The sequence below is a fragment of the Xanthomonas axonopodis pv. maculifoliigardeniae genome (assembly GCF_041519315.1).
Classification (GTDB): Bacteria; Pseudomonadota; Gammaproteobacteria; order Xanthomonadales; family Xanthomonadaceae; genus Xanthomonas; species Xanthomonas euvesicatoria.
The window spans coordinates 2,100,857-2,112,322 of record NZ_CP167998.1; the positions used below are offsets into that span (position 1 = coordinate 2,100,857).

General features: G+C 64.1%; 8 protein-coding genes. All 8 read right to left on the reverse strand.

The window, feature by feature from the left end:
- Positions 1–74 precede the first annotated feature (74 nt).
- The 8 genes from ACDH77_RS09270 to ACDH77_RS09305 all read right to left on the reverse strand — a co-directional run bounded on the left by ACDH77_RS09270 (position 75) and on the right by ACDH77_RS09305 (position 10,845).
- Positions 75–1,151: a chemotaxis response regulator protein-glutamate methylesterase gene (locus ACDH77_RS09270; protein ID WP_003486327.1), complete on the reverse strand. Its 1,077-nt coding sequence runs from the start codon at positions 1,149–1,151 to the stop codon at positions 75–77.
- Entirely contained in the window at positions 1,148–1,744 is a 597-nt protein-coding gene (gene cheD, locus ACDH77_RS09275) for a chemoreceptor glutamine deamidase CheD (protein ID WP_003486330.1), read from the reverse strand. The genes ACDH77_RS09270 and cheD overlap by 4 nt, the downstream gene beginning before the upstream one ends.
- Positions 1,745–1,746: 2 nt before the next feature.
- On the reverse strand, positions 1,747–2,607 hold the full coding sequence (locus ACDH77_RS09280; protein ID WP_372353838.1) for a CheR family methyltransferase: 861 nt from the start codon (positions 2,605–2,607) through the stop codon (positions 1,747–1,749).
- A 242-nt stretch (positions 2,608–2,849) separates the two neighbouring features.
- Positions 2,850–5,231: a methyl-accepting chemotaxis protein gene (locus ACDH77_RS09285; protein WP_008571500.1), complete on the reverse strand. Its 2,382-nt coding sequence runs from the start codon at positions 5,229–5,231 to the stop codon at positions 2,850–2,852.
- 83 nt (positions 5,232–5,314) lie between these two features.
- On the reverse strand, positions 5,315–5,698 hold the full coding sequence (locus ACDH77_RS09290) for a hypothetical protein (RefSeq protein WP_003486337.1): 384 nt from the start codon (positions 5,696–5,698) through the stop codon (positions 5,315–5,317).
- Positions 5,699–6,150: 452 nt separating this feature from the next.
- Positions 6,151–6,633 carry a chemotaxis protein CheW gene (locus tag ACDH77_RS09295; RefSeq protein WP_003486339.1) on the reverse strand — a complete coding sequence of 161 codons (483 nt, stop codon included), beginning with the start codon at positions 6,631–6,633 and terminating at the stop codon, positions 6,151–6,153.
- A 135-nt stretch (positions 6,634–6,768) separates the two neighbouring features.
- Complete coding sequence (locus ACDH77_RS09300) at positions 6,769–7,554, reverse strand: flagellar brake protein (protein WP_011347226.1); 786 nt, start codon at positions 7,552–7,554, stop codon at positions 6,769–6,771.
- Between the two features lie 621 nt (positions 7,555–8,175).
- On the reverse strand, positions 8,176–10,845 hold the full coding sequence (locus ACDH77_RS09305) for a Cache 3/Cache 2 fusion domain-containing protein (protein ID WP_372353839.1): 2,670 nt from the start codon (positions 10,843–10,845) through the stop codon (positions 8,176–8,178).
- Positions 10,846–11,466: the final 621 nt, after the last annotated feature.

The window sequence follows — 11,466 nt, forward strand, 5'->3', positions numbered from 1 at the left end:
GCGCCCACCACGCTTCCCGGTGCCGGAGGAAGCGTTGGGTTGGTCGGGTGCGAGGGATGCGCGGCCATGCCGGATCAGCGCGCCTGCGCCGACAATGCGAGCAAGCGCTCGGCCACGCGGTCCAGCGGCACCACTTCCTGCGCGGCGCCAAGTTTGTACGCGGCACCGGGCATGCCCCAGACCACGCTGCTGGCTTCGTCCTGCACCAGCGTCGGCGCGCCGGCCTGCAGCATTTCCAGCAGGCCGCGTGCGCCGTCGTCGCCCATGCCGGTGAGGATGGCGCCCACCGCATTCGGGCCGGCATTGGCGGCAACGGAACGAAACAGCACGTCCACTGCCGGCTTGTGGCGATTGACCGGCGGGCCATCGTCGATGCGGCAGCGCCAGCGCGCACCGTCGCGAATGATGCGCAGATGCTGGCCGCCCGGCGGCAGATACGCATGGCCGGGCAGGATGGCCTCGCCATCGGTGGCTTCGCGTACCGACATGGCCGAATGGCGGTTGAGGCGCTCGGCGAATGCGGTGCTGAAGCTGGCAGGCAGATGCTGGGTCATCACCACCGCGGGCGCATCGGCGGGCATGTGTTCGAGCACCACGCGCAGCGCTTCGGTACCACCGGCGGAGGCGCCGATGGCGATCAAGCGGTCGGTCGTGCGAAAGCGCAGCGCGCTGCCGGCCACCGGTGCCGATTGCATATCCAGCGTGACTTTGGGCGCGCTCGGACGATTGAGTGCGCTGACCTTGGCTTTGGCCGCCATCTTGACCTTGCTGACGATTTCTTCGGCGTAGCCTTCCAGCCCGCGTGCGACGTCGATCTTGGGCTTGGACACGAAGTCCACGGCGCCCAGCGACAGGGCCTGCAAGGTGGTGTCGGCACCGCGCTCGGTCAGCGATGAAATCATCACCACCGGGGTAGGGCGCAGGCGCATCAGGTTTTCCAGAAATACCAGGCCGTCCATGCGCGGCATTTCCACATCCAGCGTGATGACGTCCGGATTGAGGCGCTTGATCTTTTCGCGCGCCAGCAACGGGTCGGCGGCCGAGCCGACCACTTCGATGCCGGCGTCGCGCGACAAAATTTCGGTGAGCATCTGACGCACGACCGCCGAATCGTCGACGATCAATACACGCACAGGGGTTTCCAGCGTCATTCGAACAACTCCACTCCACCGGTAACCGGTGCTTTGGACAGACGGGCGCGCACGGCCGATTCGGTGGCGGCGACTTCGGCTTCGTGTGCGTGCGGCAAGCGCTGCACGACGACGCGGCCAGTGGTCGCGAAGAACCACACCTTGCGCGGATGGATGCCACACAGATCTTCAGCGATGATGGGAATATGTTCGGCCTGCAGGTACTGGCGCACGAACTCGGCGTTGCGGGTGCCGACCGGGTTGCTGGTGAAGCCCTTCAGCACGTTGGCGCCACCGAAGACCTTGGCTTCGATGCGTTTGCGGTGCGCGCCGCGCTTGAGCATGTCGTTGATCAGCAACTCCATGGCATAGCTGCCGTAGCGCGTGGGCGCTCCGTCGCCGACCTGGCCTTCGGGCAACAGAAAGTGGTTCATGCCGCCGATCTTGAGCACCGGGTCGCGCAGGCAGGCTGCAACGCACGATCCCAAGGTGGTCGTCAACGCGGTGTCGTCGTCCACCACCAGGTATTGGGTGGGCAGCAGTTTGGCGGCAATGGTCTGGAACCGCGAATCGCGGTAGCGCATGACGTCGTCGACTTGCACGGCGGTACTCATGCTCAGGCTCCTGCGCGCGGTGCGCGCCGATACAGCGTGCGCCCGCACGGCTGGATCAGATCGGCCGCGTGCAGGTAGTTCTCCGAGTGCCCGGTGTAGAGCAGACCGTCCTCGCCCATGTGACTGACCAGGCGCGACAGGATGCCGCGCTGGGTGGGCTTGTCGAAGTAGATCATCACGTTGCGGCAGAACAGTGCCGCATACGGACCGCCGACGTCGTAACGCGGTGCCAGCAGATTCAACTGGCGGTATTCGATGAGCTGGCGCAGCGCCGGAATGACCCGGCATTTGCCTTCATTGGGGCCACTGCCGCGCTGGAAGTACTTGCGCTTGATCGCTGCATCCAGCGAGGCGACACGGTCGATGGCATAGACACCGCGCGAGGCGGTTTCCAGTACCTGCGTGTCGACGTCGGTGGCGACGATGCTCACCGGCGGGGTCAGCGTGCCGAAGGCTTCGCAGGAGGTGATGGCGATGGAGTAGGGCTCCTCGCCGGTGGAGGCGGCGCACGACCAGATCTTCAACGGCGCCTGCGAGGCGCGCTTTTGCAGTTCTTCGCGCAGCTTGTCGAAATGGTGCGGCTCGCGGAAGAACGAGGTCAGGTTGGTGGTCAGCGCATTGGTGAATGCCTGCCACTCTTCTTCATCGTTGCCGGCTTCGAGCTGGTCGAGGTAGTCGCGGAACGAGCGCAGGCCGAGCACGCGCAGGCGACGCGACAGGCGGCCATACACCATGTCGCGCTTGGCCGGCGCCAGTGCGATGCCGACACGCTGGTAGATCAGGTCGCAGACACGCTTGAAGTCGCGGTCGCCGAAATCAAATTCGCGTGTGTCTGAAGCGGAAGTCGTTGTCGTCATATCCATACGCGTCGTGAGCTATAACTGGATATCGGCCACGGAGCCGCGCAACTGAAGCGCCAATGCGTGGATTGGGCGCGGTTGGGTTCGCTAGCTCGTCCGATGGGGACGGCGGCTGGCGATGGGCGCTCAGAGGCAAAGATGCCCCATCGGTGTGCTGCCGCAGCGGACGCGGGGATCAACGCAGGTGCCTGGCCCAAATGCACAACGCCCCGGCAGTGCCGGGGCGTTGTGGTAATAGCGGTGAATCAGAACTCTTGCCAGTTACCGTCGGCCAGTGCGGCCTGGGATTTGGCTGGCCGCGACGCGCTTGCTGCTGCGCGTGCCACCGGCTTGGCGGCGCTCTTCACTGCAACCGGGCGCGAGGCGATCGGCCGGACGCGTGTGCTTTGTGGCGCCTGCGTAGCCGAGTCGTCCAGCTTGAACACCGACACCGCTTCGGCCAGATGACCTGCCTGCTCTTCCATCGAGCGGGCGGCGGCAGTGGCTTCTTCCACCAGCGCAGCGTTTTGCTGGGTGGTTTCGTCCATCTGGGTGATGGTCTGGTTGACCTGCTCGATGCCGGACGACTGCTCCTGCGAAGCGGCAGAGATCTCGCCCATGATGTCGGTCACGCGCTGCACGCTGGCCACGATGTCGGCCATGGTGGCGCCAGCCTTGCGCACCAGTGCCGAGCCTTCGGCCACCTTGTGCACGGAGTCGTCGATCAGGCCCTTGATCTCCTTGGCCGCACTGGCCGAACGCTGTGCCAGCGTGCGCACCTCGGAGGCGACCACGGCAAAACCGCGACCCTGTTCGCCGGCACGCGCTGCTTCCACCGCTGCATTCAACGCCAGGATATTGGTCTGGAACGCGATGCCGTCGATGACGCTGATGATGTCGGCGATCTTCTTGGACGAGGCTTCGATGCCGGACATGGTGGTGACCACTTGCGACACCACTTCACCGCCTTGCGAAGCCACGCCGGTGGCGCCGATGGCAAGCTGGTTGGCCTGACGGGCGCTTTCGGCGTTCTGCTTGACGGTGGAGGTGAGCTCCTCCATGGAGGCGGCGGTTTCTTCCAGATTGGCGGCCTGCTGCTCGGTACGGTGCGACAGGTCGCTGTTGCCCGAAGCGATTTCGCCAGCGGCCGAATTGATCGCAGTGGACGACATCTTGATGCGCCCGACGATGTCGGCCAGCTGCTCGGCGGTGGCATTGGCATCGTCACGCATCTGCGCGAACACGCCGCTGAACTCACCATGCATGCGCACGGTCAGGTCGCCACGCGATAGCGCGGACAGCAGGGTCGAAATCTGTTCCAGGCTGCCGGCATTGGCATCCAGCAAGCCGTTGAGCTGCTGCGCCAGCTGCAGGAAGAAGCCCTGCTTGCCGTCGGTTTCCACACGCCCGCTCATGTCGCCACTGGCGGCAGCGCGCACGATACGGGCCACTTCTTCTTCCACCTGCACTTCGATGGTGCGGTCGCGCCATTCGCAGACTTCGCCGCTGGTCTCGCCCTGTTCGTTCTTGATGGAGGTGACGGTCTGCGCCAGCACCACTTCGCCGAAACGCTCTTCGAAGCTGGTGACGCCATCGCGTTCCAGTGCGGCAATGGCCTTGCGCACGGTCGCATCCGACAAACCCAGGTAGCTGATGTGCTGGCCGATCACCTTGCTTGCGTCGAATTCGGGCGATGCCAGGCGGATGCTGCTTTCGTACTGCGCCACGATCTTCTTGAAGGCGTCGTTGGCGTAGATCATCACGCGCTCTGGATCGGTGATGAAGGTGCCGGTCGAGGACTTGTCCAGCGCGGTGCGGATGCGCAGGTTTTCGTCGGCAATCTCCTGGTCGCGTTCAATGCGTTCCTTCAGGTCGCGCTGCATGCGCTGCATGGAGCGCATCAACTCGCCCACTTCGTCCTGGCCCTGTACGTTGATCTGGCCGTCCAGCTTGCCGCCGGCAATTTCGGTGGCCGTGGTGACCGCGCCGCGCATGCTCTTGACGATGGAACGGGCGAACAGGAAGGCCAGGCCCAGGCCGCCGGCGATGCCGATCAACAGCACCACCAGGGTCAGCGTGACGGAGGTGGCGTGGACCTTTTCGGCCTTGGTCTTGGCCGCCTGCGCGAGCAGGTTATCTTCGGCAATCAAGGCAGCCAGCGAATCCTTGGCCTTGTTGTGCAGGGTACGGGTCTCGCCGACGAAGGTGTCGATGGCGTCGTCGGGCAGATTCAGCTCCATCATTTCGTCGACGCTGGCATAGGAGGCCGATGCCTTCTTCCAGTCCGCCACGAACACGTCGAACAGCTTCTTCTGTTGCGGGCTTTCGATCAGACGCGGGTAGCCCTTGATGGTGGCTTCGATCTCGCCATTGAGCTTCTTGGCGCGGACCTTGGCTTCCTGCTTGACCGAATCGCTGGCGCGCACCAGGTTCTGGTAGGCCGCATTCCGGTATTCGCCGAGCATGCCGCGCAGATCGCCCGCCTCGCGCACGCTGGACATGGTGTTGCCGGCCAGGTCGCGGGTGACGTTATTGAGCGAAGCCAGGCCCGAATAGGCGATGACGCCCTGGACGAGCATGATCAGCAGCACGATGCCGAACGCCAGCATCAGCTTGGGCATCAGTTTCAGATTGTTGATCCATTGCATTGACACGATTCCCCGTAGAAGTCAGTCCGCATAGCCGCAACAGCACATCGCCACGCGCGAGGGCGTGGCGATGTGCGAGGCGATTACTTGATGGTGGCGAGCTTCAGGCTGGCCGGGGAGCTGACTTCGATTTCGGCGCGCGAACTGTCGCGCTGGATCTTGCCGAGGACGCAGACGTCCTTGCCTTCGAGCGTTTCGGGGGCGAAGCTGAACTTGCCGCGGTTGGCGCCGTCGATGCGTGCGGAGAAGGTGTGGCGCGGGAACATGCCGCCCATGTACAGGAAGGTGGGTTCGCCTTCCGAGCTCTGCGCGTACTTGGCCTTTTCGACCTTGCCGCACACCATGCCGTCCTTGCCGACGAAGCGCGTCGCCATTTCCGGCGGAATCATTTCCTGCGACTGGGCCGACAGCGTGGGAGCAACGATCACGAGAGCAGCGACGGGGAGGAGCGAGAGCAGGAACTTCATTGGGATTCTCCAGAAATCAAAAGTCGAACGGTGACCCGTTGTGTGGACGCGGGCTTCATTCAGCTATCGGCTAACCGCCGTTCAACTTGAATCCGGAAAACGTGATTTTTATCTCATTTCCATCGAGTGGTGCGTCGCGTGTCGGGAGCTTCCTGACACGCGATCGTCGTAGATGCGATCGCACAAAAGCGTTGCGGCCGCCGGAGCGGTGCAGTGGGTGCAGGGTGCCGCCGCTTACGCTGAAAAGCGGCTACCGAACGGAGCGAATCAGCCAACGGTGGCGAGGGGCGCAGAAGCCGGTGTGCACATGTGCGACATCGGGATTCGGAGCGCCGACCACGCGCGTTCTGGCGGCCTGGCAGTCGTTTGGTAGCCGCTTGTCGTACATGGCGGCTCCTGCATTCCTCTACACCTCTCCGGCGACCGCAGGCGAGGCAACGCAGCCGTTTGAATCAGGCGGCTTCTTCCACCAGCTGCTGACCCAGCTCGGTGCTGTCCAGCAGGGTTTCGATATCCAGCAGGATCAACATGCGATCGTCCTGGGTGCCGATACCGGAGATGAAACGGGTGTCGACCGACGCACCGAATTCGGGGGTAGGACGGATCTGGTCGTCGTTGAGCGGAATCACGTCGGACACGCTGTCCACGACGATGCCGACCACGCGGTCCTCGACGTTGAGCACGATCATCACGGTGAAAGCGTCGTAGCGCGCTTCTTTCAGGCGCAGCTTCAGGCGCAGGTCGATCACCGGCACGATGGTGCCGCGCAGGTTGATCACGCCCTTGATGTAGTCCGGCGCGTCGGGCAGACGCGTGACCGAATCGTAGCCGCGGATTTCCTGCACCTTCAGGATATCCACGCCGTAGTGTTCTTCGCCCAAAGCGAAGCTGAGGAATTCACCACCTGTGCCGGTGGCAGTGCTTTTATCGTTCATGGAAACTCCGGGCGTTGCGGCTAAGTGTCGGGTTGAGGCAGGACTGCGGCAGCAGAGACGGATGCGGGATGCCCTAGCAACATCGGCGGGGTAGGCGGCAACTTTAGGTGCCGGCCCCGCGTGGTACGCGAGGGTTCAGAACACGCCGCTCTTGCGCGCATTGCGCTGGCGGTCGACACGGAAAATGTAGCGCTGGATGGTTTCGTCGGCGCCGCGCGGCAGGTCGCTGAACTGCATGCCGATCCGGAAGCCTTCGCTGCCGTTGGGCAGGGCCTGCTTGTGCTGGCTGCACACGGTCAGCGGCAGCGTGATCGGGGCGGTGTCGGGCAATTGCAGGATGCAGTTGCGGTAGGTGCGTTGCAATTCGAGCAAGGGCATCCCGTCGGTGAGGGACACCGCCAGGCCGCCGCTGCTGATGTCGATCACGCGCAGCTGCAGGTTGAACTCGTTTCCCTGCGCCGCTTCCTGGCGGATGGTGCAGACGGGCGAATCGGTGATCGGCGTTTCCAGCCGGTACGATTCGCGCCGCTGCATGTGGTACATCGCGGCAGGCAGGTCGACGCGGAAGGCGACGTGGATGTCGCGCTCGATCCGTTCGGCCTTTTCCAGGCGGAAGCGGATGTTCACCCGTTCCAGTTGGGCGTAGCACAGCAGGTATTTGGCGCCTTCGATGGCGCGGTTGGAGGCATCGTTATGGCTGCCGTCCAGGATCACGCAGTCGTCGTCTTCGTCCACTTCCAACACGGCGGTGGGCACGGCCATGTCGCGGCCAGCCACATGCATGGTCACGATGGCGCGTTGGTCGAGCAGCTGGCGCAGCAATCCACGGATCTGCCGCTTGTTGCGCAGCAGGTAGCGCTCGTCACCTTCGGCGAGGTGATCGGCGTCGTGGTCCAGCTCTGAGGTATCGCCTTGGGACATGGGCACAAGCACAGTAGAAGCGGGAAGGCGCCTGGCGGGTTGTCCCGGCGTCGCCTTGATATCGGCGGCAAAGCCAAATCTTTAAGGCGGCCGACCAAACTCTATGCCGATCGGTGGCCAGGCGCAGCCGCGATGGTCTGTGTGCAGCGCGTTCAGCCAAGCAAGCGTCAACGTCTGGCGCGAGGTCTTCGTTCTTCAATACGCCACCAGCGAACTAGCGGGTTAGGCTCCGCGTCTTCAATGTCTTTGTGCTGGCTGCAGGGTCCTTGCCCGCCCACCATCGCAGGACACGCTGCAAGTACGTCCCTAAGCGCCGTGGCGGCATCCATGCCGCCAAGGGTCCCACGACGGTGGGCGGGCAAGGACCAGTCGCGTTGGTCGGTGTGCAGGGTTTCAACACAGCAACCAGCAACCTCAAGCCGCGCGAAGCGGTGTCCTAAGCACTTCAGCAGCGCCAGCAGAAAACTGTCTGGCGCGGTGTCCTTGCCGGTTGCCGGACCGTTGGCGGCATGGATGCCGCCATCGAGCCGCCATGGATGGGTTCACGGCGTGTCCCGCGGGCGGTGAGGGCAGCGCGCCCTCGACGCTGTGATCTGGCTGCAATGAATCGTCGTTGCCGTCTCAGCTGTAGGCATGGCGTGCGTTGGCCAGCAGGGTGCTCAGGCGGTCCTGTGGCTCCAGGCGGAACACTGCCACCGCATCCACCAACTGTGCGGCCTGGTCTTCCATCGAGCGCGCGGCGGCAGTGGCTTCTTCCACCAGCGCGGCGTTCTGCTGGGTGGTTTCGTCCATCTGGGTGACGGTCTGGTTGACCTGGGTGATGCCTGCGGCCTGCTCGCGCGAAGCGCTGGTGATTTCGCCCATGATGTCGGTGACGCGCTGTACCGAGGTCACCACCTGCTGCATGGTGCTGCCGGCTTCGGAAGCCAGTGCCGCGCCGTTGCCGATGCGGGTGACCGAGTCTTCGATCAGGTGCTTGATCTCCTTGGCTGCGCCGGCCGAGCGCTGTGCCAACGTGCGGACCTCCGAGGCCACCACAGCAAAGCCACGACCCTGCTCGCCGGCACGCGCCGCTTCCACCGCCGCGTTCAAGGCCAGGATATTGGTCTGGAAGGCGATGCCGTCGATCACGCTGATGATCTCGGCAATCTTTTTCGACGAGGCGTCGATATCGGCCATGGTGGTGACCACGCGGTTCACCACATCGCCGCCCTTTGCCGCCACACCGGCAGCATCCAGCACCAGGCGATTGGCCTGGTCGGCGTTGTCGGCGTTCTGCTTGACGGTGGCGGTGAGCTCTTCCATGGAGGCTGCGGTTTCTTCCAGCGCGGCCGCTTGCTGTTCGGTGCGACGCGACAGGTCGCCGTTGCCGGTGGCGATTTCGGTGGCGGCCGAATTGATCGTCAGCGACGAGTCCTTGATGCGGCGCACGATACCGGCCAACTGGTCGGCGGTGGCGTTGGCGTCGTCGCGGATGGTGGCGAAAACGCCCTGCAGCGCGCCGTCCATGCGTGCGGTCAGGTCGCCTTGCGACAGCGACGAGAGCAGGGCGGAGACGCGCGACAGACCGTCGGCGTTGTTGTCCAGCAGCGTGTTGAGCTGTTGGGCCAGCAGCAACAGGAAGCCCTGCTTGCCGCGCACGTCGATCCGCTCGCTGAGGTCGCCGGCCGCGGCGGCTTCCACCACGTGCGCGACTTCCTGTTCCACCTGCACTTCCTGGGTACGGTCGCTCCATTCGACCACATAGCCCATGCGCTCGCCGGTGGCAGCCACGACCGGGCTGACCACTTCCTGCACGATGCGGCCGCCGATTTCGACCTGTGCGGTGTGCGTACTCTTGAGTTGATCCAGCAGGCGTGCCTGCTCGGGATTGCGATGGAACTGGTCGATGCGGGTATTGCCCAGTGCAGCGGCATCGAAGTTGGGAAGATCGTGCCGCAGGACGTCCTGCATCTCCGACAGCATGCGCTGCAGCGGTCGATTGACGTAAATGATGCGGCGCTCGGCGTCGGCGATCATCACATTGGTGCTGACGTCGTCCAACGCGGTGCGTACGCGCAGTGCTTCGCTGGCGATCAGGTGGTCGCGTTCCAGGCGCGCGCGCAGGTCATCGCGCATGGTGCGCGCGTTGAGCAGCAGGCGACCGAGTTCGTCATGCCGGTCGATGTCAATCGCGTTGTCCAGGCGGCCGGCCGCCACGTCGCCAAGCACGCGTTCCACTGCCAGCAGCGGGCGGGTGACCATCTTGCGCGCGGCAATGAACACCACCGCGATGCACAGTGCCAGCACCACCAGCGAGAACAGCAGCATGCTGCCCATCAGCGCGTCCAGCGGGCCGTCGATGGCACTGCGCGGCTGCGCGCCAATCACCGCCCACTGCCACGGCGTGTAGCGCTGTGCGGTGACTTCGAAGGCCTGGCTGGCGCCCTTGCCATCGCGCAGCTGCAGGTTGGCGCTGGGCTGCTTGCCGTCCAGCACTGCCTGCAACAGAGCCTGTTGTTCGGCCGGCACCAGTGCCGCCAATGTGGCCGGGGTGCCCGGCGGAGCCGCGATGATCTGGCCCTGGTGATCGCCCGGCGCCATGTCGGCAATGACGAAGTAGCCGTCCTGGCCCAGTTTGGTGGTGCTGACCTGGGCCTTGAGCGCGGCCAGGCCTTGGGTGTAGTTGCGCCCGACGAACAGCGCGCCAATGACCTCGCCGGCGGCATCGCGCAGCGGCTGGTAATGGGTCATGTACTGCTCGCCGAACAGCTGCGCCTGGCCGGTGAAGCTCTTGCCTTGCGACAGGGCGGCGTAGGCCTTGCCCTTGCGATCGAGCAGGGTGCCGATGACGCGTTCGTTCTGCTTGTTACGCAGCGAGGTGGTGATGCGCACGAAGTCGTCGCCGGTACGGGCGAAGATCGTGGCAACGCCGCCGGTCGCCTTGGCAAAGCGGTCCACGGCGTCGAAATTGAGATTCAATGCCTGCTTGCCGGCACGCAGCGAGGGGGTGTTCTGCTCGCCGATGGTGACCGTGCTGGCGCTATCGAGTTCGCGCGCGCCGGTGGGGAGCATGTCGTCGAACACGCTGCCCAGACGCTGGGTGCCTTCGCTGAGCGTGACGTCGTACATCGCCACCGACTGCTGCATCAGTCGGGTGCTGGAGCGCAGCTCGGCCTTGACCTGCGATTCGATATCGCCAGCGGACTGGCGATAGATGGTCAGGGCCAGCAGCCCCAGCGAAATGGCGATGACCAGCGTGAGCAGTGCGGAGAGCCGCGTACCGACCGAGAGGCGGTTGAAGGAATGCATGAGGAATCGACCTTGCCCGGGGGAGGGCGTTACGAATGCGTGAGCTCGGTAGCGGCCGTTTATGCTCGAAATTGATTGTTCCCGTTGAAATCAGCACAAAATTAGGCATTCCATTCAGCATTCGCTGGCTGAAAGCGGTTTCACATCGTCCACCTTGTCACCGACGATTGTAAATTTTGGGTGAAACCAAAAGTGTCCTTGAGGGAGGCGACGGGCCGCATACTGCGGGCGAAATGGCGCCTTGCGGCCGCCCGTCCGAGCAACATCCTGGGCAACCAATGCGAGGGTTGCGCAGTCGCCAGGCGGTTATGGCCGGAGCCGGAATTGGCTCACATCCTCGGTTGCTACGCACCGCTTCGCCTGAAGAGCGCTGGTGCGGTCTGTCGGTCTTACTCCGGGATGGCAGCAAAAAAAAGGGCCGCTTCCCCTCGCAAGGGAAGCGGCCCACAAGATCTGCGGAGCGCGGATCAAAGGCTCTCGAAACGTCTGTGTTGCTGGACAACGGTGTTGCGTGAAACGCGCATCGGCAGCTGCGACCGGTTGACGATGAGTACGGCGGCCGAATGCACCACCGCGACTAAAAACGATCCCGCTGGCGGTGCCGGTCGCCCGCCACTGCCG

What these genes read in the sequence shown, in the direction of transcription:
- ACDH77_RS09270 (WP_003486327.1), bottom strand. Translation starts at nt 1,151, where the DNA reads ATGACGCTGGAAACCCCTGTGCGTGTATTGATCGTCGACGATTCGGCG.
- cheD (WP_003486330.1), bottom strand. Translation starts at nt 1,744, where the DNA reads ATGAGTACCGCCGTGCAAGTCGACGACGTCATGCGCTACCGCGATTCG.
- ACDH77_RS09280 (WP_372353838.1), bottom strand. Translation starts at nt 2,607, where the DNA reads ATGGATATGACGACAACGACTTCCGCTTCAGACACACGCGAATTTGAT.
- ACDH77_RS09285 (WP_008571500.1), bottom strand. Translation starts at nt 5,231, where the DNA reads ATGCAATGGATCAACAATCTGAAACTGATGCCCAAGCTGATGCTGGCG.
- ACDH77_RS09290 (WP_003486337.1), bottom strand. Translation starts at nt 5,698, where the DNA reads ATGAAGTTCCTGCTCTCGCTCCTCCCCGTCGCTGCTCTCGTGATCGTT.
- ACDH77_RS09295 (WP_003486339.1), bottom strand. Translation starts at nt 6,633, where the DNA reads ATGAACGATAAAAGCACTGCCACCGGCACAGGTGGTGAATTCCTCAGC.
- ACDH77_RS09300 (WP_011347226.1), bottom strand. Translation starts at nt 7,554, where the DNA reads ATGTCCCAAGGCGATACCTCAGAGCTGGACCACGACGCCGATCACCTC.
- ACDH77_RS09305 (WP_372353839.1), bottom strand. Translation starts at nt 10,845, where the DNA reads ATGCATTCCTTCAACCGCCTCTCGGTCGGTACGCGGCTCTCCGCACTG.